Source organism: Streptomyces sp. AC1-42W, assembly GCF_003248355.1.
Classification (GTDB): Bacteria; Actinomycetota; Actinomycetes; order Streptomycetales; family Streptomycetaceae; genus Streptomyces.
The window spans coordinates 42,937-66,176 of record NZ_QKWY01000001.1; the positions used below are offsets into that span (position 1 = coordinate 42,937).

General features: G+C 71.3%; 20 protein-coding genes and 2 tRNA genes. 15 read left to right on the forward strand and 7 right to left on the reverse strand.

What is annotated here, in order from left to right:
• Nucleotides 1-233: 233 nt before the first annotated feature.
• Together DNK56_RS00185 and DNK56_RS00190 are read right to left on the reverse strand one after the other, a co-directional pair.
• A complete protein-coding gene (locus DNK56_RS00185; RefSeq protein WP_111329487.1) occupies nucleotides 234-875 on the reverse strand; it encodes a SigE family RNA polymerase sigma factor in 642 nt (213 codons plus the stop codon).
• Nucleotides 876-1,072: 197 nt separating this feature from the next.
• Nucleotides 1,073-1,146: transfer RNA gene (locus tag DNK56_RS00190), tRNA-Trp, on the reverse strand.
• 82 nt (nucleotides 1,147-1,228) lie between these two features.
• Between DNK56_RS00190 and DNK56_RS00195 the strand changes: the two genes are divergently transcribed.
• Nucleotides 1,229-1,762, forward strand: coding sequence for an NUDIX hydrolase (locus DNK56_RS00195; protein WP_111329489.1), 534 nt, complete (start codon nucleotides 1,229-1,231; stop codon nucleotides 1,760-1,762).
• Between the two features lie 54 nt (nucleotides 1,763-1,816).
• On the opposite strand, the gene DNK56_RS00200 is transcribed toward DNK56_RS00195, so the two are convergent.
• Together DNK56_RS00200 and DNK56_RS00205 are read right to left on the reverse strand one after the other, a co-directional pair.
• Nucleotides 1,817-1,901: transfer RNA gene (locus tag DNK56_RS00200), tRNA-Ser, on the reverse strand.
• Nucleotides 1,902-1,954: 53 nt separating this feature from the next.
• Entirely contained in the window at nucleotides 1,955-3,574 is a 1,620-nt protein-coding gene (locus DNK56_RS00205; protein ID WP_111329491.1) for a S1C family serine protease, read from the reverse strand.
• Between the two features lie 225 nt (nucleotides 3,575-3,799).
• Here DNK56_RS00205 and DNK56_RS00210 point away from each other — a divergent pair, with 225 nt between their 5' ends.
• The 3 genes from DNK56_RS00210 to DNK56_RS00225 all read left to right on the forward strand — a co-directional run bounded on the left by DNK56_RS00210 (nucleotide 3,800) and on the right by DNK56_RS00225 (nucleotide 6,630).
• The gene (locus tag DNK56_RS00210) at nucleotides 3,800-4,612 is read left to right on the forward strand and encodes a glycerophosphodiester phosphodiesterase family protein (RefSeq protein ID WP_111329494.1); all 813 of its coding nucleotides are present in this window, start codon (nucleotides 3,800-3,802) and stop codon (nucleotides 4,610-4,612) included.
• 263 nt (nucleotides 4,613-4,875) lie between these two features.
• Nucleotides 4,876-5,418, forward strand: coding sequence for an ATP-binding protein (locus DNK56_RS00220; protein WP_241989704.1), 543 nt, complete (start codon nucleotides 4,876-4,878; stop codon nucleotides 5,416-5,418).
• A gap of 246 nt (nucleotides 5,419-5,664) precedes the next feature.
• Nucleotides 5,665-6,630, forward strand: a complete 966-nt coding sequence (locus tag DNK56_RS00225; protein WP_111329499.1) for a DUF5926 family protein — start codon at nucleotides 5,665-5,667, stop codon at nucleotides 6,628-6,630.
• Nucleotides 6,631-7,254: 624 nt separating this feature from the next.
• On the opposite strand, the gene DNK56_RS00230 is transcribed toward DNK56_RS00225, so the two are convergent.
• Complete coding sequence (locus tag DNK56_RS00230; RefSeq protein ID WP_111329501.1) at nucleotides 7,255-7,974, reverse strand: bifunctional DNA primase/polymerase; 720 nt, start codon at nucleotides 7,972-7,974, stop codon at nucleotides 7,255-7,257.
• A gap of 621 nt (nucleotides 7,975-8,595) precedes the next feature.
• Between DNK56_RS00230 and DNK56_RS00235 the strand changes: the two genes are divergently transcribed.
• The gene (locus DNK56_RS00235) at nucleotides 8,596-9,942 is read left to right on the forward strand and encodes a PP2C family protein-serine/threonine phosphatase (protein WP_111329504.1); all 1,347 of its coding nucleotides are present in this window, start codon (nucleotides 8,596-8,598) and stop codon (nucleotides 9,940-9,942) included.
• A gap of 110 nt (nucleotides 9,943-10,052) precedes the next feature.
• Nucleotides 10,053-11,513 (forward strand): aminopeptidase P family protein, encoded by a 1,461-nt coding sequence (locus DNK56_RS00240; RefSeq protein ID WP_111329506.1) that lies wholly within the window; start codon nucleotides 10,053-10,055, stop codon nucleotides 11,511-11,513.
• Nucleotides 11,514-11,549: 36 nt separating this feature from the next.
• Here the strand turns inward: DNK56_RS00240 and DNK56_RS00245 are convergent, their stop codons facing one another.
• Nucleotides 11,550-12,095 (reverse strand): ATP-binding protein, encoded by a 546-nt coding sequence (locus DNK56_RS00245; RefSeq protein WP_111329509.1) that lies wholly within the window; start codon nucleotides 12,093-12,095, stop codon nucleotides 11,550-11,552.
• Between the two features lie 268 nt (nucleotides 12,096-12,363).
• Here DNK56_RS00245 and DNK56_RS00250 point away from each other — a divergent pair, with 268 nt between their 5' ends.
• The 9 genes from DNK56_RS00250 (at nucleotide 12,364) to DNK56_RS00290 (ending at nucleotide 22,269) form a co-directional block, all read left to right on the forward strand.
• On the forward strand, nucleotides 12,364-13,173 hold the full coding sequence (locus DNK56_RS00250) for a hypothetical protein (protein ID WP_199563671.1): 810 nt from the start codon (nucleotides 12,364-12,366) through the stop codon (nucleotides 13,171-13,173).
• Nucleotides 13,174-13,336: 163 nt separating this feature from the next.
• Nucleotides 13,337-14,077, forward strand: a complete 741-nt coding sequence (locus DNK56_RS00255) for a YcnI family copper-binding membrane protein (RefSeq protein ID WP_111329515.1) — start codon at nucleotides 13,337-13,339, stop codon at nucleotides 14,075-14,077.
• A 69-nt stretch (nucleotides 14,078-14,146) separates the two neighbouring features.
• The gene (locus DNK56_RS00260; protein WP_111329517.1) at nucleotides 14,147-14,800 is read left to right on the forward strand and encodes an SCO family protein; all 654 of its coding nucleotides are present in this window, start codon (nucleotides 14,147-14,149) and stop codon (nucleotides 14,798-14,800) included.
• A complete protein-coding gene (locus DNK56_RS00265; protein ID WP_111329520.1) occupies nucleotides 14,797-15,246 on the forward strand; it encodes a copper chaperone PCu(A)C in 450 nt (149 codons plus the stop codon). The genes DNK56_RS00260 and DNK56_RS00265 overlap by 4 nt, the downstream gene beginning before the upstream one ends.
• A 13-nt stretch (nucleotides 15,247-15,259) precedes the next feature.
• The gene (locus DNK56_RS00270; RefSeq protein WP_111329528.1) at nucleotides 15,260-17,248 is read left to right on the forward strand and encodes a copper resistance CopC/CopD family protein; all 1,989 of its coding nucleotides are present in this window, start codon (nucleotides 15,260-15,262) and stop codon (nucleotides 17,246-17,248) included.
• A gap of 8 nt (nucleotides 17,249-17,256) precedes the next feature.
• Entirely contained in the window at nucleotides 17,257-18,552 is a 1,296-nt protein-coding gene (gene efeB / locus DNK56_RS00275; RefSeq protein WP_111329531.1) for an iron uptake transporter deferrochelatase/peroxidase subunit, read from the forward strand.
• A 105-nt stretch (nucleotides 18,553-18,657) separates the two neighbouring features.
• Nucleotides 18,658-19,593, forward strand: a complete 936-nt coding sequence (pheA, locus tag DNK56_RS00280; RefSeq protein WP_111329533.1) for a prephenate dehydratase — start codon at nucleotides 18,658-18,660, stop codon at nucleotides 19,591-19,593.
• 583 nt (nucleotides 19,594-20,176) lie between these two features.
• Nucleotides 20,177-21,466, forward strand: a complete 1,290-nt coding sequence (serS, locus tag DNK56_RS00285) for a serine--tRNA ligase (RefSeq protein ID WP_111329536.1) — start codon at nucleotides 20,177-20,179, stop codon at nucleotides 21,464-21,466.
• Nucleotides 21,463-22,269 (forward strand): HAD family hydrolase, encoded by an 807-nt coding sequence (locus DNK56_RS00290; protein WP_111329539.1) that lies wholly within the window; start codon nucleotides 21,463-21,465, stop codon nucleotides 22,267-22,269. The genes serS and DNK56_RS00290 overlap by 4 nt, the downstream gene beginning before the upstream one ends.
• A 120-nt stretch (nucleotides 22,270-22,389) precedes the next feature.
• Here DNK56_RS00290 and DNK56_RS00295 read toward each other — a convergent pair whose 3' ends face one another.
• Nucleotides 22,390-23,082, reverse strand: a complete 693-nt coding sequence (locus tag DNK56_RS00295; protein WP_111329542.1) for a hypothetical protein — start codon at nucleotides 23,080-23,082, stop codon at nucleotides 22,390-22,392.
• Nucleotides 23,083-23,240 lie beyond the last annotated feature (158 nt).

Sequence of the window (23,240 nt, forward strand, 5' to 3'; positions counted from 1 at the left end):
GGCGCTACGCGGCAGTAGGGTTTCGCTGATTCTGCTCACATACCAAGTGGTATGTCACTAGCCGCGAGGGTACGAATCGGTGACGTCCGCCAATTTCGTACCGTCCGTGACGGACGGCGGACGTTTCCGTTCCGCTTTACGTTCCGCTTACGGGTGGCTCGGGACGAGAACGCTGCTGTACGGGGACGGCGCGGCGAAACCGGTGTCGGCGGGCCGGGTCGTGACGCGCCCGCTCAGCGGACCGGCGTCAGCTCCGGGTCCAGGCGCAGCTTCCCGAGCGCACGGGAGACCGCGCTCTTGACCGTGCCGACGGACACGCCGAGCACCTCGGCGGTCTGCGCCTCGCTCAGGTCCTCGTAGTAGCGCAGCACGACCATGGCCCGCTGCCGGGTCGGCAGCTTCAGCACCGCGCGCCACATGGCGTCGTGCAGCGACTGCCGCTCCGCGGGGTCGGGGCCGGGCGCCGCCTCCTGCTCGGGCAGTTCGTCGCAGGCGAACTCGTCGACCTTGCGCTTGCGCCACTGCGAGGTTCTGGTGTTGAGAAGGGCCCGGCGCACATAGCCGTCGAGCGCCCGGTGGTCCTCGATCCGGTCCCAGGCGACGTACGTCTTGGTGAGCGCCGTCTGCAGCAGGTCCTCGGCGTCGCTGGGGTTGGCGGTGAGCGAGCGCGCGGCCCGCAGCAGCACCGGCCCGCGCGCTTCCACGAACGAGGTGAACGAGGGATACGGGAGGTGCGGCGCCACCGACGCGCGCGCACCGCGCGAGGGGCGCGCGGGGGCGCCCGGTGTGCGCGCCGGCGCGAAGCTGCGTACTGCGGCCGACGTGCGTACCGGTGCGGCCCCCCTGTGGGTGCCCGTACGGACTGGCGTGGTCATGGCTCCACGCTAGGAGCGGGGCCCGCCCGCCGGATCGCCCCCAGGTCCCGAAACCTCGTCCCCCTCAGGGTGTAGGACCGGTCCCCGCTCGACCTCCTACGGGTGGAGGAGACTGCACCCCGGTACTCCGGGTCACCCCTGAGACGAACACCGTGGACGCGGGCTGTGTAGAGACCTACAGAAGGGGGAAGACAGGGCGGACCCGGCCGGATTCGAACCGGCGTCCTCACGGCTTTGGAGACCGCGCGCGACGACCTCTGCGCTACGGCCCCGCCCCTGCGGTCATCCTAGAACCCCACCCCGATCGCCTCCCCACTCTGCGATGCTGAAAACCGATCAGGAGGGGGATCACGATGCGGTGGACGGTTCACGGGCAACGCCCGGTCTACGAGAACAGCTGGCTCAACCTGTGGCTGGCCGACATCGAGACCCCGGACGGCAACCGCTTCGAGCACCACGTCGTCAAACTCCGCCACCTGGCCGTGGCAGCCGTGGTCAACGAGCGGCGCGAGGTGCTGATGATGTGGCGGCACCGCTTCATCACGGACACCTGGGCCTGGGAACTGCCCATGGGCCTGGTCGAGGACGACGAGACACCGGCCGAGGCGGCGGCCCGCGAGGTCCTGGAGGAGACCGGCTGGCGCCCCGGCCCGCTGAAGCCCCTGATCTTCGCGGAACCGGCCGCCGGCATCACCGACTCGGAGCACCACCTCTTCCGCGCCGACGGCGCCACGTACGAGGGCCCGCCGACCGAGAGGAACGAGTCCGACCGCATCGAGTGGATTCCGCTGACCGACCTCCGGGGCATGATCGACCGCCGCGAGATCGTCAGCAGCGGCACCCTCGTCGGCCTGCTCTACATCCTCATGGACGAGTCGATCCGCTGACCCGCCAAGCCGAAGGGCGGGCCTCCACCAGGAGACCCGCCCTCTTCGTCACTGCGGTGGGTGTGGGATTTGAACCCACGGTGACTCGCGCCACGACGGTTTTCAAGACCGTTCCCTTAGGCCGCTCGGGCAACCCACCCCGCGCCGGGCGGTCGGTGTGGACCGGTCCGGCGCGGGGAACAGCCTAGCCGGTCAGCTGTCGCCCTTGCGCTCGCCCAGGGTCACTTCGGCCGTTGCCGTCTTGCCGTCGCGCTCGTAGGTCAGGGTGACGCGGTCGCCCGGCTTGTGGGTCCAGATCTCGCCGATCAGGGTCGGGCCGCTGTCGATGACGGTGTCGTTGAACTTCGTGATGACGTCGCCGGCCCGCAGGCCCGCCTTGGCCGCCGGGCCGTTCTTCGCGACCGCGTCCGTGCCGCCCGCGCCCCGGTCCGCGATGACGGCGCCGCCGTTCTTCTCGTCCATCGTGACCGTCGCGCCGATGACCGGGTAGACCGGCTGGCCGGTCTTGATCAGCTGCTGGGCGACGGTCTTCGCCTGGTTGATCGGGATCGCGAAGCCGAGGCCGATGGAGCCGGCCTGGCTCTGCCCGATGCTGCCGGTCGACTGGATCGCCGAGTTGATCCCGATCACCGCGCCGCTCGCGCTGAGCAGCGGGCCGCCCGAGTTGCCGGGGTTGATCGAGGCGTCCGTCTGCAGGGCGCTCATGTACGAGTTGCTGCCGCCGTTGCCGTCACCGGAGGCGACCGGGCGGTTCTTCGCGCTGATGATGCCCGTCGTGACCGTGTTGGACAGGCCGAACGGGGCACCGATCGCGATCGTCGAGTCGCCGACCGCCACCTGGTCCGAGTTGCCCAGCGGCAGCGGGGCCAGCGACTTCGGCGGGTTCTTCAGCTTGATGACGGCCACGTCGTAGCCCTGCGCCCGGCCGACCACCTCGGCGTCGTACTTCTTGCCGTTGGAGAACGTCGCCGTCAGCTGGCCGCTCTCCGCGGCGGAGGCCACCACGTGGTTGTTCGTGAGGATGTGGCCCTCCTTGTCGTACACGAAGCCGGTGCCCGTGCCGCCCTCGCCGTTGCCGCCCTGCGCCTCGATCGTCACCACGCTCGGCAGCGCCTTGGCAGCCACGCCGGCGACCGTGCCCGGGTCGCGCTTGAGGTCCCGCGGGTTGGACGAGGCCGCGACCGTCGTCGAACCGGAGTCGTTGTTGCGGTCCGCCGCCCAGAAGCCGAGGGCGCCGCCGATGCCGCCCGCCACCAGCGCGGCCACCACCACGGCGGCCACCAGCCCGCCCGCGCCCCGCTTGCGCGGCGACTCGGGGGTCTGCGGTCCGCCGGGCGCGCCCCACACCGGGCCGCCGCCGCTGCCGTACGCCGTCTGCGCGTACGCCGGGGCGGAGGGCGGAGGCGGGGGCGGGGGCGGCCAGCCGGCGTCGGCCGCGGACTGCGGCGGAGCCGGAGGCGCGTACTGCGGGGACGCCGGGACCGCGGCCACCTGCGCGGTCGCCCCGTCCGGCGCGGGATACGCGGGGTGGGCCTGCGGCGCGGGGGAGGCCGGCTGCGGGTCCGGGACGGACGGCGCGGACTCGTGAGGGGTCGCGGGGGAGGCCGGCTGCGGGTCCTGCGTACCCGGTGCGGGCTGCGACGTCGAGGTGGCCGGCGCCGCGTGCGGGTCCGGTGCCGCCGGGGGCGTCGCGGCGGGGGGCGTGTCCTCGGGGTGCGCCTGGGGAGCGTCGGCCGGCACGGGAGGTGCGGACGGAACGGACGAGGCGCCCTCGGCCCCGGTGCCCTCGTTGCCCTCGTTCTCTGTGCTCACAGCTCTTTACTCCTCGGTTCCACGTCAGTCGTTCGGCAAGAGATCCGCTGTGTACGTGTCTGGAGTCAGCTTTTCCCACAACACGTCAGGCCACTGTAAGCAGGAGCTGTGCATCCGCGCACGGCCCTTACATCGGACAAAACGGGCCCGCAGCGCAAGCTGCCCACAGCCGTCTTCCCGCGGTGACACCATGACTCGGTGACCCAAGCACGGCAGCAGCACCCCATGCAGCATCCCATCCAGGTCATCGCCCACCGCGGCGCGTCCGACGACGCGCCCGAACACACCCTCGCCGCGTACCGCAAGGCGATCGAGGACGGTGCCGACGCCCTGGAGTGCGACGTACGCCTGACGGCCGACGGCCATCTCGTCTGCGTGCACGACCGCAGGGTGAACCGTACGTCCAACGGGCGCGGCGCGGTCTCCGCCCTGGAGCTGAACGCCCTCGCCGCCCTCGACTTCGGTTCGTGGAAGGACCGCGACGAGTCCGAGTCCCCCGACTGGGACCCGGTACCGGGCGAGCTGACCTCCGTACTCGCCCTCGAACGACTGCTCGAACTGCTCGTCGAGACAAGAGCCGCCGGGCGGCCTCTCCAGCTGGCCGTCGAGACCAAGCACCCCACCCGCTGGGCGGGGCAGGTCGAGGAGCGGCTGCTGCACCTGCTGAAACGCTTCGAGCTCGACGCGCCCCCGCCGGCCGGCACCCCGTCACCGGTACGCGTCATGAGCTTCTCGGCCCGCTCGCTGCACCGCGTCCGGGACGCCGTTCCCCATCTGCCCACCGTGTACCTGATGCAGTTCGTCTCGCCCCGGCTGCGCGACGGGCGGCTGCCCGCGGGCGCGCGGGTCGCCGGCCCCAGCATGCGGATCGTGCGCAGCCATCCCGGTTACATCGAGCGGCTGCACCGGGCCGGACACCGGGCCCATGTGTGGACGGTCAACGAGCCGGAGGACGTCGATCTGTGCGTACGGCTCGGCGTGGAGGCCATCATCACCAACCGGCCCAAGCAGGTCCTGGCCCAGCTGGGCCGCTCGTAATACCTGCATACCTGCGCATCTGCACATGGGTAGATCAACTACAGGGAGTACACCGGCGCACTCGGAGTGTGCCCGATCGTGTCGAATGCGTCACTGACAGACCCTTGGCCGGTTTCCGGCAGAGCCCTGGAGGGCATCCACACCGTGGCGTGGGGGCAAAGGAGGTCTCGGGGGTGGCGTTGATGGTGGCACAGGAGGTGCCCACGTCGTCGAGCATGGCCGTTCCCCATGGTCCTGCGGGCGTGGGTCGGGCAAGGCGACGGATGCGCGAACAGCTGCGCAGCCACGGGGTGTCGGATTCGGTCGTCGACGACGCGGTGCTGATTCTTTCCGAACTGCTCAGCAACGCCTGCCGGCACGGCAGGCCGCTGGGCCGGCAGACGGAGCGGGGCGACGGCGACGTACGCGCCGCCTGGTGCGTCGACCGGACGGGCGGACTGACCGTCGAGGTGACGGACGGAGGCGGCCCGACCAGGCCGGTTCCGGCTACGCCTTCGGTGACCGCGCGCGGCGGACGGGGGCTCAACATCATCAGCGCCCTGGCCCGCGAGTGGGGCGTACGCGACGACGTCTCGGGCGAGGTCACGGTCTGGGTGCAGGTCGACGGGGGCCACGATTCCCCCGGCCGGTCCGGCGAACGGCCGGGCGGGCGCGGCAGTGCGCGGACGAGCGGTGTGACCGGTCTGCCGAGCGCGCGGAAGACGACGGTCGTGCCGGGGCTCGATACGGCGGGGCTCGGTGTGCCGGGCCTAGCGGGGCTGGACTTCACCGGCATGTTCGATGACGCGTTCGACGATGTGGGCTGAGCGCGCGGGCTGAAGGCGTACCCCCGGCTCGTACGTCCGTTCCGCAGGCCCGGTTCGTACGTCGGGCAGGCGCGGGGTACCCGCCTCGGCGCCCGGACCGGGCGGTCGTGCGGGCTGTTGTGCCCCGGTGGGCGGCGGGACGGCTAGGGTCTGTGCGACAGATCGTCGCGGGCCCACGAAGATCCGCCGGAAACACCCCGGGCTCGCGGGCCGGACCGCACCGTCGCAATCGGGAGTAAGCCCACCATGGCGAAGAAGCGCCCTCAGTCCAAGGCCGGGAAGCAGCAGCTCAAGGACGGCGAGATCCCGGTCGTCGGGGCTCGTGAACCCTGCCCGTGCGGTTCGGGCCGCCGCTACAAGGCGTGTCACGGCCGCGCCGCGGCCCAGGCCGTGACCGAGCTGGTGCAGCGTCCGTTCGAGGGCCTGGCCGGGGAGTGCGACTGGGTCGCGCTGCGCGAGCTGGTGCCCGCGGCCACGGTGGAGCTGACGCTCAAGGACGGGCTGCCCGAGGGCGTGCCCGCGGTGACGCTGGCGACGGTCCTCCCGATGGCCTGGCCCGCGCTGCGCCGCGAGGACGGCTCCGTCCTGCTCGCGCTCCAGAACGACACCTCGTCCGGCGACCTGAGCCGGGACCTCGCGGACACCCTGCGGCGCGCGCTGGAGGCTGAGCCCGGTTCGCCGGTGGCCGCCCGCCGCGTGCCGGCCGACGGGCCCCGGCTGCAGGACCTGCTGGCCACCGACGCGCCCTTCGAGCCGGTCGTGCACACCGGCTTCGAGTTCTGGGTGCCGGACGCGGAGAACGCCACGGCCGAGGTGTCCGCCTCGCTGGAGCGTGCGAACGAGGCGGCGATCCCGACCGCGCTGCTCTCCGGCGTGGACGCCGCCTACTGGTGCGAGACGCCGGAGAAGAACCACCTGCGCTGGGTCATGCCGCACGCCGAGGAGCAGCTCCTCGACGCGCTCGCCCGGCTGCACGCGGCGGGCGAGACGTCGCTCGGCGAGGGGACCCGGCTGGTCGGTTCGTTCCGGGCGCACGGGCTGATGGTTCCGGTCTGGGACCTGCCGAGCGCGATGAGCGCCGAGGACTGCGAGAAGCCCGCCGCCGCGTTCGCGGAGCGGCTCGCGACGGCGCTCGCGTCGGACGCGCCGCTCACCGCCGAGGAGCGCAGGGCGCGGGGCGGCCTCACCAACCGCCAGGTGACGCTCAGCTGACGGTGTCGCCTACACGGTTCGGACGGTGACTCCCGTCACAACTACCCGTACTGGCAGGTAAATCGCTGTCCGAATACGCGAGATCGAATTTGCGAACGGCAGATCTCTTGTTACCGTTCTAGAAGCCCGGTCGCTGGTGCATCCCCCGTCGCCAGCGATCGGGCATCCTCATTTCCGGGTACGGTGCGCGACGCGCCCACCGGGCCGCGCCGCCCCTCGTACGAGCCCCGCGCAGGCGCCCCGCAGACCCGCCCCGGCTCCCCGCCGCCCCTCTTCCCCTCACGGTGGCCCGCCGTCAGCCCTGCCGCGCAGTACGGCGGTTGAACCCCCGGCGGACCGGGAACGGCCGGCCGGGGCGCCATCGAAAGGCCCGGAGTCGCCCGGTTTTGCGACGCCCCGAATTCGTGCTCATACCGCACTGCGGAACAAACGGGTGTCGCGCTCGCGGTCCCGCCGTTTACGCGGAAATCGCGAAGAGGGGCAGAAGAAGAGGGGCAGAAGGGGACAGGGACGAACGTAAGGGTTTCAACGGAGATCGGACGAGCAAGCGAAAGAACTCCGTAATGAATGGAACCTAAAAGAACAAGAACGCATCAGAATCTGGCCAACCGCGCCGCCAACCGTTCAGTACGCGAGTCTGCTGCCGCCGTCCGGAGCACTCGCGCTCGCCTCGACCAGCACGTCCAGCACGTCCCCCACATCGGGCAGCCAGAGCGCCCCACCGGAGGCGGCGGCGCCGGAGGAGGCGGCGCGCTTGGGGCGCGGACCCGTAGCGCGCTCCGGCGCACGCTCCCAGCACACCTGTCCCGTACCGATCTCCGACGGCGGGAGGACGACGTAACCGCCCTCGCCGTGGAACCGCAGCGAACTGGGCACCCAGTCCTGGGCGTACAGCAGCTCACCGAGCCGTTCCAGCGTGTACGGGGCGACCAGCAGCGCCCACCGGGTGGGCGTCGCCACCACGGGCCCCGGCCGCAGGCCCGCCCGGTCGAGCGCGGCCAGGGCACCGGCCCCGGCGGCCGCCGGCAGGCTCAGGGCGCAGGGCGCCCGCCCACCCGTGGCGAGCAGCACCGGCGCGGCGGGCCGGTTCGTCCACCACCAGCGCACCATCCGGGCGTCGGTGGTCGCGGCGAGCAGTCCGGGATCGAAGGGGTGCGCGCCGGGCACCGCGCACTCGGGGTCGGGGCAGGCGCAGCCGCGGTCACCGCGTCCGCCGGCTCCTCGCAGCCCCGCTCCGGGGACCACGGGCCACTGCCACTCCGTGGCGCAGGTCAGGGCCGCGTCGAGCCGGGCGGGCCCGCCCCTGCGGCCGAGCCTGCGTCGCCTTCCGAGGATCTCGCGCATGAGCGCTCGTTCCTTTCCGTTGAACGCCAAGGGTCCGCCTCACATCGTGCGCGGTGACACCATGCCTGCGGATCTTCTGGGTGTACGTGCTCGTCGAGCCTGCGGTACGTGCTGTTCGTCGGTACCGAGCGTGAGCTGTGCTGAGCCGGATCGAGCTGCTTGCCGTCGTCATCGTGACGAGATACGAAGCGCACGGCGCGTCTGCCGTCCGTGCGCACGGCCTCGCCACTCGGGGGCGGGGCGCGGCCGTCTCAAAGGGAGGACGTCCGGGCACGCTGTGGGGTTCCGGGGTCGTGCGGGGCCGCCCCCGGCCATCCAAAGAATTACGTACCCAGCATGTCCGGAATGACGCTCCCCCTGGGGCTTCCCCCGGAGACGCACTCCCGTCGAACGCACCCAGTCGATCGCCAATGGGCATCACGGGGTGCTCTTTTTGGCCAAGTTGCTTAACGCGTGGACACCGCGTTTTCCGGGGGGACAATGCTGGACATCGCCTCACTTGTACGTGTACATGTGGATGCACTGGTAGCGGCGCAAAATGACATGGGGGTTTGCGATGCTATTCGACGGAACGCACCGCTCGGAAAGCCGACGACCATGAGCGCACCGCACCTGCCAAGAATGGCTGGAATCGATCCCACAGTCCAGGTTTCGGCGCAAACTACCGAGCCCATCGACGAGGCCCGCGCGGCGCCCGGCGCCTTCCTCCAGGACCGGCTGGCCGGCTGGGTCTCCGATCTCACCACGCTCCACGAGCTCACCGAGCGGCTGGCCAGAACCAGCACCCTCGACGACGCGCTGCACGAGTTCCTCGAAGCCGGAGCCGCCCTCGTCGGCGCCCGCCGGGGCCTGGTCTCCTTCGAACCCTGCGACCACCGGGGCCCCGTCAGCACCATCGGCCTCGGGCTCGCCCACGCCGAACTGGGCCGGATCGAAACCGTGCCGCGCAGCGCCACCTCCTACGGCCGCGTCCTGGAGGGCCTGCCCAACCCGGACGGCCCGCTGACCACCGCCGACCTCATCGGCGACCGCAGCCTCGACCCCCGCAGACGCGAGGTCGCCGCCGAGCTCGGCTACGCCGCCAGCTACGCGCTGCCCCTCACCACCGACACGACCGGACTGCTCGGCGCCGCCGTCTGGCTCTACGACGAACCGGCGGAACCGCCCGAGCATCTGCGCCACCTCGTCGACCGGTACGCCGGATACGCCTGCGAGCACCTGGCCCGCCTGCTGGAACTGGAACGGGCCAGGACGGATGTCGCCACCGTGACCGAAGAGCTCCTGCCCACCCGGCTGCCCCGCGTCCCCGGCGTCCAGCTCGCCGTACGCCACGAGGTGGCCCCGCAGGGCGGCAACGACTGGTACGACGCGCTCGCCCTGCCGGAGGGCGCCCTCGGGCTCGCCGTGGGATCGGTGGGCGGCTCGGGGCCCAGCGCCCTGGCCGCGACGGGACGGCTGCGCGCCGGGCTGCGCGCGTACGCGGTGATGGAGGGCGAGGACCCGGTCGCCGTGCTCTCCGACCTCGAAGTGCTGCTCCGGCTCACCGAACCGGCCCCCTCGGCGACCGCGCTCTTCGCCTACTGCGAACCGGCCCGCCGCAAGATCCTGCTGGCCGGGGCCGGACACACCCCGCCGCTGATCATCGGCGAGCGCCGCACCTCGTACGTGGAGACCACGCTGTCCGCCCCGCTGGGCATGCTGTCCTGCTGGGAGGCGCCCAGTGTCGACATCGCCCCCGCACCAGGCGAGACGGTTCTGCTGTACACGGACGGGCTGCTGCGCCGGGCCGGTGACTCGATGGACCGGGCGTACGCGCGGCTCCACGCGGCGGCGGCGAGCGTCCCGAGGGCGCTGCGCCCGGACGCCGCCGCGGTGGCCGACCACGTGGTGCGCACTGTGCTGCCGGAGGGCGCCGGGCGCGCGGACGGCGCCGAGGACGTGGTCGTACTCGCGGCCAGGTTCGACTGAGCCGCAGCGCGCGCGGACCTCTCGCGATGTAAGAGGTCTTCCGGCCCTGGGCCCCCTTCCGTACGCCCGTACGATGGAGGTGGTCCAGTGTCGTATCAAGGAGAACAGTTGTGTCTGAGGAGTTCCCGGAGACCCCGGAGACCGAAGAGACAGAGCCCGTCAAGCAGCGGAAGAACGGCCTGTATCCGGGCGTCTCCGATGAGCTCGCCGCCAGCATGAAGTCCGGCTGGGCCGACACCGAACTGCACGGTCTGGAGCCGATCCCCCAGGCCGGGCACACCGCCGACCGCCGTGCCGCGCTCTCCGCGCGCTTCCCCGGCGAGCGGCTGGTCGTTCCGGCCGGCCGGCTGAAGACCCGTTCCAATGACACCGACTACGCCTTCCGCGCCTCCACCGAGTACGCGTACCTCACCGGCGACCAGACCCAGGACGGCGTCCTCGTCCTGGAGCCGGTCGACGGCGGCCACGAGGCGACGATCTACCTGCTGCCCCGCTCGAACCGGGAGAACGGCGAGTTCTGGCTCGACGGCCAGGGCGAGCTGTGGGTCGGCCGCCGGCACTCCCTCGCCGAGGCCGAGCAGCTGCTGGGCATCCCCGCCAAGGACGTCCGCGAGCTGCCCGCCGCACTCGCCGAGGCCACCGGCCCCGTCCGCAACGTCCGCGGCCACGACGCCGGCATCGAGGCCGCGCTCACCGACAAGGTCACCGCGGAGCGCGACGAGGAACTGCGCGTCTACCTCTCCGAGGCCCGCCTGGTGAAGGACGCCTTCGAGATCGCCGAGCTGGCCAAGGCGTGCGACATCACCGCGCGCGGCTTCGAGGACGTCGTCAAGGTCCTCGACAAGGCCGAGGCCACCAGCGAGCGCTACATCGAGGGAACGTTCTTCCTCCGCGCCCGCATCGAGGGCAACGACATCGGGTACGGCTCGATCTGCGCCGCCGGCCCGCACGCGACCACCCTGCACTGGGTGCGCAACGACGGCGCCGTCCGCTCGGGCGAGCTGCTGCTGCTCGACGCCGGGGTGGAGACCAACGACCTCTACACCGCCGACGTGACCCGCACGCTTCCCATCAGCGGCACGTTCACACCGCTCCAGCGCAAGATCTACGACGCGGTGTACGAGGCGCAGGAGGCGGGTATCGCCGCGGTGAAGCCCGGCGCCGAGTTCCGGGACTTCCACGACGCCGCGCAGCGGGTGCTCGCCGAGAAGCTCGTCGAGTGGGGCCTGCTCGGCGACCTCTCGGTGGAGAAGGTCCTGGAGCTGGGCCTCCAGCGCCGCTGGACCCTGCACGGCACCGGCCACATGCTCGGCATGGACGTCCACGACTGCGCCGCCGCGCGCACCGAGGCGTACGTGAACGGCACGCTGGAGCCGGGCGTGTGCCTCACCGTCGAGCCCGGTCTCTACTTCCAGGCCGACGACCTGACCGTGCCGGAGGAGTACCGCGGCATCGGCGTCCGGATCGAGGACGACATCCTCGTCACCGAGGACGGCAACCGGAACCTGTCGGACAAGCTGCCCCGGCGCGCCGACGAGATCGAGGCGTGGATGGCCGGCCTCAAGGGCTGATCACCGGCCTGCCGTAGGTACGGGAGGGCGCCCTGCTCAGGACACCATGAGCAGGGCGCCCTCCCGCCATTTCAGGACCTTGTCGAAGCTCACCACCGCGCCGGCGCACCCCGGGCGGTTGCCGAAGTGCACATGGTCGGCGAGCTGTTCGATCAGGCACAGACCCCGTCCCTCCTCGGCGGTGACGGGCGGATGCGACGCGTACTGCGAATCCGGCAGTCCGCTCCCGGGCTGCCGCCCGGAGGTGTGCGGCCCGGTGTGGGCGGGGAATCCGGGCCCCGAATCGGCGACTTCGATACGGCACTTCTCGCCGTCCAGATACGCGGTGACCCGGTACTGGCCGCTGGTCGTGGCGGACGGTTCCTCCCAGGCGTCCCGGTCCCTTCCGGAACCGCCGGAGGCGTCGTCGCGCTCCCCGCCGTGCTCGACCGCGTTCGCACAGGCTTCGCTGAGCGCGAGAGACAGGTCGAAGGAGATGTCCGGGTCCACGCCCGCGGATTCCATCGTGCCGAGCAGGAACCGGCGGGCGAGCGGGACGCTCGCAGCGTCGCGCCGCAATTGGAGTGACCACCAGATGCTCATGCTCCGGCCTCCTGGTTGCGGCTAGACATACCGATACGTATTGCCGCGTCCGGGCGGTCGTAAGCACGCGCCCGCCCCGAGACCACTCATTCAGCGGATGGCCGGATGCGCCACTTCGTTGTAACCGCGTCCCACCAGCCCCTTTCCGTACCGCCCTCGCCCCTCCTGAACCCGTCCGAACGGCCCCGCTCGCACCAATCCGCCCGGAAGACGACCTTCCGGACCTGCCGTACGGGGGCGGGGGGCCGGGTGCGATGATGGGGCCGCCATGTCTGTGTCTGTGGGACGCGCCGGAGCCGGTCTGCGGCTACTGAGGGCCGCGGTGTTCGCCGCGGTCTGCGTCGCGTTGTCCGCTGCCGGGCACGCGCTGGCCGCCTGCGCGACCGTCCCCTGGTGGACCCTGCTCGCCGCGTTCCTCGGTGTTCTCGCGATGGCCGTCCCCCTCGCGGGGCGCGAACGCTCCCTGCCCTCCATCGCCGCCGCCCTGGCCGGCGGACAGCTCGCCCTGCACGTCGTGTTCGGGGTGGGCACGCACACCGCCACCGCCGCGACCGGGGCCGCCGCCGGCGACGACGCGCTGATCCGGTTCGCGGCGAGCATCGTGTGCGGGGCCGGCCCCGCCCAGCTGAACGCCGCCGACGCGCGGGACATCGTGAGCACCGCGGGCATCGACCCGGCGACGGTGACCGCCCAGGCGCACCAGCACCTGGCCGCGGCTCCCTCCGGCACCATGTCCGCCCTCACCGGCACGCTGCCCGGCCTGCCCATGCTGCTCGGGCACCTGCTGGCCGCCCTGGCCACCGGCTGGCTGCTGCGGCGCGGCGAGGTCGCCCTGTTCCGCATCGCCCGGCTCTCGGCCCACGGCGCCCAGCAGCTCGCGGCCGGGGCCCGGCTGCGGGCACTGCGGAACGCGTTCCGCCTCGTCGCCGCGCTGCGCGCCGGTCTGGCCGGCGAGTCCGCGACCGGGCCGCGCATCCCCCGTACGGCCGTGGACGCACCGCGCCCGGCCACCGGGGACACCCTCCAGCACATGGTGATCAGGCGCGGACCGCCCTCCGTACTCGCTCTCGCAGCCTGACGCGACGCCCTCCACGCGATGCGTACCGGCCCCCGTGCTCCGCGCCCCTCGGTGCGAGCGGGACCGGGCGCGGAGCACGCCCGTACGGAGGTGGTGTCGCGATGCCGGTGCGCACCCGCGCTCCGGAGCACCCTTCCTTCGTGCCTCTGTGGAGTGATCCCCCATGAACGTTTCCCGCATCGCCCTCGCCGGCGGCGTCGCCGCGACCACCGTGCTGATGCTCGCCGGTACGGCCTCCGCCCACGTCAGCGTCCAGCCGCAGGGCGAGGCCGCCAAGGGCGGCTACGCCGTCATCAGCTTCAAGGTCCCCAACGAGCGCGACGACGCCTCGACGACCAGGCTCGAGGTCAACTTCCCGACCGACCACCCGCTGGCGTCCGTCATGCCGCAGCCGGTGCCCGGCTGGGACATCGAGGTGACGAAGAGCAAGCTGGCCAAGCCGCTGGAGATGCACGGCAAGACGATCAACGAGGCCGTCTCCAAGGTCACCTGGACCGGCGGCAAGATCGAGCCCGGCCGCTTCCAGCAGTTCCCGCTCTCCGTCGGCCAGCTCCCCGAGGACGCCGACCAGCTGGTGTTCAAGGCCATCCAGACGTACTCCAACAAGGAGGTCGTCCGCTGGATCGAGGTGCCCCAGGAGGGTGCCGACGAGCCCGACTCCCCCGCCCCCGTGCTCAAGCTGACCGCCCCGGCCGGTGACGCGCACGGCGCCTCCGCCGCGTCCGGCTCGGACTCGTCGAAGTCCTCGGATGCCTCGGACTCCGCCGAGAAGGGCAAGGAGACCGCCACCGCCTCGGCGTCCGCCGAGGACAACACCGCACGCGTGCTCGGCATCATCGGCATCGTCATCGGTGTCGCCGGTGTGGCCTTCGGTGTCCTGGCCGGACGCCGTCGTACGACCTGACCGGCTCCAGGGGGCCGGGACACCGCCCGGCCCCACCCGCTCCACCGACCCACCAGGAAACAGTGCTCCATGGTTAAGAAGATCGTGCCGGCCGCGGCGCTCGTCGTCGCGGCCGCGCTCACCCTGTCCGCCTGCGGCAGCAGTGACAACGACAGCAAGAAGCCCATCGCCGAAGTGTCGGTGGAGGAGAAGACGCAGGCGGCGACGGTGCTCGACACGCCGTTCACCAAGCCGGACCTCGTGCTGACCGACACGCACGGCAAGAAGTACGACCTGCGCAAGGAGACCAAGGGCAAGCCGACGCTCATCTACTTCGGCTACACCAACTGCCCCGACGTCTGCCCGCTCATCATGAGCAACATCGCCATCGCCAAGAAGGCCCTGCCCGAGGCCGACCAGGACGACCTCCGGGTCGTCTTCGTCACCACCGACCCGGAACGCGACACCCCCGCATCCCTCGGCAGCTGGCTCAAGGCGCAGGACCCCTCCTTCGTCGGCCTCACCGGCGACTTCCCGACGATCCAGGCGGGCGCCCGGCAGATCGGCATCGGCATCGACGCGCCGAAGAAGGAGAAGGACGGCACGGTCGTCTCCATGCACGGCTCGCAGGTCATCGCGTTCTCCCCGAAGACCGACAAGGGCTACCTGGTCTACAGCGAGGACACCACGCCCGACGACTACACCAAGGACCTCCCCAAGATCGTCAAGGGGGAGAACCCGTGAACCGCCGCACGGCCCTCGCCGGCGTCCTGGCCCTGACCACGGGCCTCGCGCTGGCGGGGTGCTCGTCCTCGTCGGACACCCCGGACCTCCAGGTCATCGGCGGGTTCATGCCGCAGCCCGTCAACGACATGGCGGCCGGCTTCCTCGTCGTGCAGAACCACGGCACCGGGGACGACCGCCTCACCTCGGTCACCAGCCCGCTCTCGGACGACATCACGATCCACGAGACGAAGGACCGGGTCATGCGCAAGGTGGCCTCGTTCGACGTGCCCGCGGGCGGCGAGCTGAACCTCGAACGCGGGGGCAACCACATCATGTTCATGAAGCTCAAGCGGCAGCCCAAGCAGGGCCAGAAGGTATCCGTGGAACTGCACTTCGAGAAGGCCGGCGCGATCGAGGTCGACCTTCCCGTGAAGGAGACCACCCACAACCCGAAGAAGCAGTGAGGGACTGACCGCCATGACAGCCACCGCCCCGCCCTTCGGGCCGTTCCCGGCCGCCCCGCGACGCCCGCTCGCCGTCGCCGGACTCCTCACCGTGCTGCTCGGCGCGGTGCTCGGTCTGCTGCTGGCCACCGCGGCCCCCGCGTCGGCCCACGCCGCGCTCACCGGGAGCGATCCGCAGGACGGGTCGGTGGTCGCCACCGCGCCCAAGGAAGTCACCCTCACCTTCTCCGAGCAGGTCGCCGTCGGAAAGGACTCCATCCGCGTCCTGGACCCGTCCGGCGAACGCGCCGACACCCAGGCCGACCCGCTCGACCTGAACAGCGGCTCCACCGTGAAGTACGGCGTCGCCCTGCGCGACGACCTGCCCGAGGGCACGTACACCGTGGCCTGGCAGGCGGTCTCCGCCGACAGCCACCCGGTCTCCGGCGCCTTCACCTTCTCCATCGGCGCCCCCTCCGAGACCACCGTCGCCCTCTCCCGCAGCGAGGCCGGGGGCGGCCTGGTCGGCGCCCTCTACGACATCGCGCGCTACGTCGCGTACGCCGGGTTCATCCTGCTCGCGGGCGGCGCCGCGTTCGTCCTCGCCTGCTGGCGGCGCGGCGCGGGCGCGCGCCCCTTGCAGCGGCTGGTCGTACGCGGCTGGCTGACGCTCACCGCGGCGACGATCGCGATGCTCCTCCTGCGCAACCCGTACACCGGTTCCGGGAAGCTGGGGGACGTCCTCGACCTCAACGGCCTCAAGGCGGTCCTCGACACCAAGCCCGGCGCGGCGCTGGTCTCCCGGCTGCTGCTGCTCGGCGCGAGCGCGCTGTTCGTCGCGGTGCTGTTCGGCGCGTACGCCAAGCGCGAGGACCCCCGCGAGAAGAAGGACCTCACCTTCGGGCTGGCCATCGGGGGCGCGGTCATCGCCACCGGTATCGCCGGCACCTGGGCCCTGGCCGAGCACGCGTCCACCGGCATCCAGCCCGGCATCGCGATGCCCGTCGACATACTCCATCTGCTGGCCGTCGCCGCCTGGCTGGGCGGACTCGCGGCCCTGCTGACCGCGCTGTACCGCACACCCGACCTGCCCCCCTCCGCCGTGCGGCGCTTCTCCACGATCGCCCTGGTCAGCGTGGTCGTCCTCGCCTCGACCGGCCTCTACCAGTCGTGGCGGCAGGTCGGCACGTGGTCGGCGCTGACCGGTACGGATTACGGGCAGCTCCTCCTCGTCAAGGTGGGGCTGGTCGCCGTCCTGGTGGGCATCGCGTCCATGTCGCGCCGCTGGACGGGCCGCCTGGCCGCAGGCACCGCGACGGACGAGGCGGAGGCCGACGCGGCAGCCGGGACCGACACGGCAGCAGACCCCGACGACGCGGTGGACACCGATGAGGACGCCGCCGAGACCGCCGCCCGGAGCGAGGCGGACACCGCCCCCCAGGACCCCGTACGGGCCGCTCAGCTCGCCCGGCAGCGGGCCGCCGTGGCCACCGCCGAGAAGAAGCGCATACGCGACGCCGACCCCGGACGCTCGGGGCTGCGCCGCTCCGTGCTGGTCGAGGTCGGCGTCGCCGTGGCCCTGCTGGCGGTGACCACCTTCCTCACGTCCACCGAGCCCGGCCGTACGGAGGAAGAGGCGGCCCGCTCGTCGTCGCCGGCAGCCGCCGCGCCCGTGCAGAGCGGCCCCGTCAGCCTCACCCTGCCGTTCGACACGGGCGGCGAGAACGGCAAGGGCACGGTACGGCTGGACATCGATCCGGGCCGCACCGGAGCCAACGTGATCCATCTGTGGATCGACGACCCCGCCAAGAAGCCTATGGACGTCCCCGAGGTGAAGCTCGCCTTCACCCTGGAGTCGAAGGACATCGGGCCGCTCCCGGCCGTCCCGGCCAAGCTGGCCGAGGGCCACTGGACCGCCACCGGCCTCCAGCTGCCGATCGCCGGCGACTGGACGGTCTCGGTGACCGTACGGACCTCGGACATCGACCAGATGACGGTCAACGAGAACGCGAAGATCGGCTGAGCAGGACCGTGAACCGAAACAGCACACGCAGCACCGGCAACGACACCGGCGCGCCCCCCGCGCTCACCCGGCGGCGGCTGCTCGGCACAGCGGGCGCGGCCGGGGCGACCGGGCTGGTGCTCGGAGCGGCCGGCGGCGCCACCGGCTACGCCGCCACCCGCGACGACGCCCCGACCGCGCTGACCGCGGTCGGCTCCACCGAGGTGATGTTTCACGGGAAACATCAACCGGGGATCACCACTCCGCTTCAGGCACGGGGGCATCTGATCGCCTTCGACCTCGCCCCCGGCGCGGGGCGCAAGGAAGCCGCCGCCCTGATGCGCCGCTGGTCCGCGGTCGCCCGGCGACTGATGGCCGGCGAGCCCGCCGACGGGGCGGCGGACGGCCCCGGCCATGACACCGGGGTCGCGCTGGACGCGGGCCCGTCCTCACTGACCGTCACTTTCGGATTCGGCTACGGCTTCTTCGAACGCACGGGCCTCACCGCGCACCGCCCGCCGGGGCTCGACCCGTTGCCGCCGTTCTCCTCCGACCACCTCGACGCGGACCGGTCCAACGGCGATCTGTGGGTCCAGATCGGCTCCGACGACGCGCTCGTCGCCTTCCACGCCCTGCGGGCCGTCCAGAAGGAGGCCACCTCGACGGCCACCGTGCGCTGGCAGATGAACGGCTTCAACCGTACGCCCGGCGCCACCGCGAAGCCGATGACCGCCCGCAATCTGATGGGCCAGGTGGACGGCACCGGCAACCCGAAGCCCACGGACGCCGACTTCGACCGGCGCGTCTTCGTACCCGGCGGCCAGAACGCGGCGTACGACTGGCTCACCGGCGGCTCGTACGCGGTGGTGCGGCGCATCAGGATGCTGCTCGACGACTGGGAGAAGCTTCCGGTGGAGCAGCAGGAGCGGGTCATCGGCCGGCGCAAGGCGGACGGCGCCCCGCTCAGCGGCGGCACCGAGACCACCCCGATGGACCTGGACAAGGTCGGCCCGGACGGCAAGCCGCTGATCCCGGAGAACGCGCACGCCCGGATCTCCTCGCCGGAGCGCAACAGCGGAGCGGCGATGCTGCGCCGCCCGTTCTCGTACCACGACGGCGTCTCGGCGGACGGCACCCCGGACGCCGGGCTGCTGTTCATCTGCTGGCAGGCCGACCCGCTGCGCGGCTTCGTCACCGTGCAGCGCAAGCTGGACCGCGGGGACGCGCTCACGCCGTTCCTGCGCCATGAGGCGAGCGGGCTGTTCGCCGTACCGGGCGGAGCCGCTGCCGGGGAGTACGTGGGGCAGCGCCTGCTGGAGGCCTGAGTGCCGGGGAGCCGACAGGCGGAAGCTTCGACGCCTGCGGGAGTTGGGCCATGGAGCCCGGCCATCCGGGCCTTCCGGGCCCGCACCGCGCATTAGGGTGACGGTATGTCCGCCACGCGCTACGCCTATCTCGGCCCTGAAGGCACCTTCACCGAGGTCGCCCTCCGTACGCTCCCGGAATCCGCCACCCGCGAACTCGTCCCGATGGTCTCCGTACCGGCGGCTCTGGACGCGGTGCGCAACGGTACGGCCGCCGCGGCGCTCGTACCGATCGAGAATTCCGTCGAGGGCGGTATCACCACCACCCTCGACCAGCTGACCAGCGGCGAACCGCTGATGATCTACCGCGAGGTGCTGCTCTCCATCACCTTCGCACTGCTCGTTCGGCCCGGCACCAAGCTGTCCGACATCAAGACGGTCACCGCCCACCCGGCCGCCCAGCCGCAGGTGCGCAACTGGATGGCCGCTCATCTCCCGCAGGCCGTCTGGGAGTCGGCGGCGTCCAACGCGGACGGCGCACGGCTCGTGCAGGAGGGCCGGTACGACGCGGCGTTCGCGGGCGAGTTCGCGGCGGCCACGTACGGGCTCGAACCGCTGGTGACCGAGATCCACGACGCGGAGAACGCACAGACCCGCTTCGTCCTGGTGGGCCGGCCGGCCCGGCCCGCGGCGCCGACCGGCGCGGACAAGACCTCCGTGGTGATCTGGCTGGGCGAGGACCATCCCGGCGCCCTGCTCGAACTGCTCCAGGAGTTCGCGGTGCGCGGGGTGAACCTGATGCTGATCCAGTCGCGGCCGACCGGGGCGGGCATCGGCAACTACTGCTTCGCGGTGGACGCCGAGGGCCATATCGCCGACCGGCGGGTCGGCGAGGCGCTGATGGGGCTCAAGCGCATCTGCCCGAATGTCCGCTTCCTCGGCTCCTATCCGAGGGCCGGTGTGACCCCGGCGGACGTACGCCCTCTGCGTGCCGGTACGTCGGACGCCGAGTTCACCGAGGCGTCCGACTGGCTGGCGCGCAACCAGGACGGGCGGGCCTGACGGCGGCGGTCCGCACGGCGGGGCCTGACAGCGACGGGGGCCTGACAGCGACGGGCCCGATGCCCCGGCCACCCGGCTACGCAGGCGGTGGCCGGGGAACAGCCCTGTCCACACGGTTGGTGGGATCAGCGGATTGTCCTCACTGAAAAGTTATCCACAGGCGCGCATCCCTGCCTGGGGACAAGTCGACACGGGAATCCGACATGGTCGACAAATCAACACAGCCCACTTGGACCCGTCCACAGAGTCCAGGTCACCCAGTGTCAGCACAATTCCATTGATCAACTCTTTAGGGCTAGCAATTCCCACCCGAATGAGCGCGCAAAGCAGGTTTGAACCATGAATCCACGCGTTTCCACCGGCCGTCCGGAATGACCCCATCCATGTCCACAGACTTCCCCCACAGCCTGTGGATAACTTTGACGAACCACCCCCCCCTGTGGACAAGCGGCGAGCAACTCCCCCTTCACGCAAGGCCGATGTGGCACGAACCCAGAATGTCGAATAGCGGCAATTCGGGCAAAGCGCCACGCTTGTGCCCATCGGTTCAAGCGCCGGAAGCGGGCCCCGGTAGCCTGGGGGAGTGATTGACCTTCGCCTGATTCGTGAGGACCCCGACCGTGTTCGCGCCTCCCAGCGCAACCGGGGAGAGGACGTCGCACTCGTCGACGCCCTGCTCTCCGCCGACGAACGGCGCAGGTCGTCCGGGGTCGCATTCGACGAACTCCGCTCCGAGCAGAAATCGCTCGGCAAACTCATCCCCAAGGCGTCCCCCGAGGAGCGCACCGAGCTCCTGAAGCGCGCCGAGCAGCTCAAGGCCGACGTCAAGGCGGCCGACGCGGCCCAGGACGAGGCCGACGCGGAGACCAGGAACCTGCTGCTGCGGCTCGGCAACATCGTCCACCCGGACGTGCCGATCGGCGGCGAGGAGGACTTCGTCGTCCGGGAGACGCACGGGACGATCCGCGACTTCGGCGCCGAGGGCTTCGAGCCCAAGGACCACCTGGAGCTCGGCGAGGCGCTGGGCGCGATCGACATGGAGCGCGGCGCCAAGGTCTCCGGCTCGCGCTTCTACTACCTGACGGGCGTGGGCGCGCTGCTGGAGCTGGCCCTCGTCAACGCGGCGATCGCCCAGGCCACCGAGGCCGGCTTCACCCCGATGCTGACCCCGACGCTGGTCCGCCCGCGCGCCATGGAGGGCACCGGCTTCCTCGGCCAGGCCGCCGACGACGTCTACCACCTCGACAAGGACGACCAGTACCTGGTCGGCACCTCCGAGGTACCGCTCGCCGCGTACCACATGGACGAGATCATCGACGCGGAGAAGCTGCCGCTGCGCTACGCCGGCTACTCGTCCTGCTACCGCCGCGAGGCGGGGACGTATGGCAAGGACACCCGCGGCATCTTCCGGGTCCACCAGTTCACCAAGGTCGAGATGTTCTCGTACGTCGACCCGGCGGACGCGGAGGCCGAGCACCTGCGCCTGCTCGACTGGGAGAAGCAGTGGCTCACCGGCCTGGAGCTGCCCTTCCAGGTCATCGACGTCGCCAGCGGTGATCTGGGGGCGTCGGCCACCAGGAAGTACGACTGCGAGGCGTGGATTCCGACCCAGGGCAAGTACCGCGAGCTCACATCGGCGTCCAACTGCGGCGAATTCCAGGCACGCAGGCTCTCGGTCCGGATGCGGGACAACCGCGACGGCAAGAAGGTCATGAAGCCGCTGGCCACGCTGAACGGCACGCTGTGCGCCGTCCCGCGCACCATCGTGGCGATCCTGGAGAACCACCAGCTGGCCGACGGTTCGGTGCGGGTGCCCGAGGTGCTCCGTCCCTACCTGGGCGGGCGCGAACTCCTGGAACCGGTCGCCAAGTGACATTTCCCTACAAGCTCGTCGCCACCGACCTCGACGGCACCCTGCTGCGCGACGACCACACCGTCTCCGCACGGACGCGCGACGCCCTGAAGGCCGCCGCCGCGGCCGGAGCGGCGCACATCGTCGTCACCGGCCGGGCCGTTCCCTGGACCCGGCACATCCTGGACGACCTCGGCTACGAGGGCCTGGCCGTCTGCGCCCAGGGCGCACAGGTCTACCACGCGGGTGAGCGCAGGCTGCTCACCTCGCTCACCCTGGACCGGCAGCTGGCCGGACTCGCCCTCTCCAAGGTCGAGGCGGACGTCGGCCCGCTGGCGCTGGCCGCGAGCCGCGACGGGCTCGACGGCGATGTACTGGTCGGGCCGGGCTACCAGGTGCAGGAGGGACCTCACCCGTCCGTCTTCGTCCAGGACCCGGCCGAGCTGTGGGAAGCCCCGCTGAACAAGGTGTACATACAGCACCCGGAGCTGGGCGACGACGAGCTGGCGAAGGCGGCGCGGGCGGCGGTCGGCAATCTGGTGGACGTGGTCATGGCGGGGCCGGGGGTCGTGGAGATCCTTCCGCTGGGACTGAGCAAGGCCACCGGGCTCTCGCTCGCGGCGCGCCGGCTGGGCGTGAAGGCGGCGGACACGATCGCCTTCGGTGACATGCCCAACGACATCCCGATGTTCGCGTGGGCACGGCACGGGGTGGCCATGGCCAACGCCCATGCCGACCTGAAGACCGTCGCCCAGGAGACGACCGCGTCGAACGAGGACGACGGCATCGCGGTGGTGCTGGAGCGGCTGCTCGGGGAGTCGTAGCCCTCACCGCTGGTCGCGGGCCTGTTCGGCCGCGGACTCGCTCGTACGGCTCAGGGGCCGGGGCACTGCCTCGGCCCCTGAGCCTTTTCCTACGCCGTCACCGGAACCTGCGGCCCCGGATCAGCGCGTGTTGCGGCGGTTCAGCTCCTTCAGGTTGCGTGCGAGGGCGTCCATGCGCCCGTCGAGCCGGTCGATGCCCTCGGCTGCTCCGCTGAGCCGCACGCTCATGGCGCCGACGACCTGATGGGTGACCTCCAGCCTCCGGTCGAGGCTGTCCAGCCGGTGCGACATCCGGCTGAGGACCGGGCCCAACTCCTGGAGCGCGATGCCCACGCCGGCCAGATGGCTTTCGACCCGGGTGACGCGGTGTTCGAGCGACGCGTATCCCGCGCGCAGGTCCTGCTCGGCGTCGAGCAGATACGTACGCACGCACCGAGCGACGTCGCTGTCGCGAAGGAGCATGGCGACGTTGAGGACGGTTCGTCGGGTGTAGAGACGGAGCTGAGTGGCTGCCTGTGGATAACTTCCGCCCTCCTGCGCATCCCATAGGGACAACATGTCCCTATGGAAGGTTTCCAGGTCAGAGCCACGGAGCGTCCTGAGCCCGTTTTCCTCCAGCTCGGTTCGATGGCGCTGGGTCACCTTCTTGACGACCTCTGTGGATACTTCGAAGTAACGAGCCACGTCCTCTGTGCGAACGTGAATCCCGTCCGGGAGCATGACAAGGGTCTTCACCTTGTCCAGGGCGTCGACGCGCCCCATCTGTTCGACGCGCAACGCGCGTGATTCGAGCAAGGCGACTTCTGTTGGCATGAGCTGTCTTCTGCCTTCCGCTGGTGAAATCCACGGGAAATGGACAGGGGAAATCGACAGCCCTCTTCCCAGGGCTTCAGGGGCGGAGGACGCTCACGGTTGCCACTCACTCTGGGAACCGGCCCGCGGGTGTTCCCTCGCCGTACCGGCCATCTGCA

Bases quoted from the DNA above. Each gene is read 5' to 3' on its own strand.
- DNK56_RS00185 (WP_111329487.1), bottom strand. From the start codon at position 875: ATGACCACGCCAGTCCGTACGGGCACCCACAGGGGGGCCGCACCGGTA.
- pheA (WP_111329533.1), top strand. From the start codon at position 18,658: ATGTCCGCCACGCGCTACGCCTATCTCGGCCCTGAAGGCACCTTCACC.
- DNK56_RS00235 (WP_111329504.1), top strand. From the start codon at position 8,596: ATGGCTGGAATCGATCCCACAGTCCAGGTTTCGGCGCAAACTACCGAG.
- DNK56_RS00260 (WP_111329517.1), top strand. From the start codon at position 14,147: ATGGTTAAGAAGATCGTGCCGGCCGCGGCGCTCGTCGTCGCGGCCGCG.
- DNK56_RS00195 (WP_111329489.1), top strand. From the start codon at position 1,229: ATGCGGTGGACGGTTCACGGGCAACGCCCGGTCTACGAGAACAGCTGG.
- DNK56_RS00220 (WP_241989704.1), top strand. From the start codon at position 4,876: ATGCGCGAACAGCTGCGCAGCCACGGGGTGTCGGATTCGGTCGTCGAC.
- DNK56_RS00245 (WP_111329509.1), bottom strand. From the start codon at position 12,095: ATGAGCATCTGGTGGTCACTCCAATTGCGGCGCGACGCTGCGAGCGTC.
- DNK56_RS00250 (WP_199563671.1), top strand. From the start codon at position 12,364: ATGTCTGTGTCTGTGGGACGCGCCGGAGCCGGTCTGCGGCTACTGAGG.
- DNK56_RS00270 (WP_111329528.1), top strand. From the start codon at position 15,260: ATGACAGCCACCGCCCCGCCCTTCGGGCCGTTCCCGGCCGCCCCGCGA.
- DNK56_RS00225 (WP_111329499.1), top strand. From the start codon at position 5,665: ATGGCGAAGAAGCGCCCTCAGTCCAAGGCCGGGAAGCAGCAGCTCAAG.
- DNK56_RS00255 (WP_111329515.1), top strand. From the start codon at position 13,337: ATGAACGTTTCCCGCATCGCCCTCGCCGGCGGCGTCGCCGCGACCACC.
- DNK56_RS00210 (WP_111329494.1), top strand. From the start codon at position 3,800: ATGCAGCATCCCATCCAGGTCATCGCCCACCGCGGCGCGTCCGACGAC.
- DNK56_RS00295 (WP_111329542.1), bottom strand. From the start codon at position 23,082: ATGCCAACAGAAGTCGCCTTGCTCGAATCACGCGCGTTGCGCGTCGAA.
- DNK56_RS00230 (WP_111329501.1), bottom strand. From the start codon at position 7,974: ATGCGCGAGATCCTCGGAAGGCGACGCAGGCTCGGCCGCAGGGGCGGG.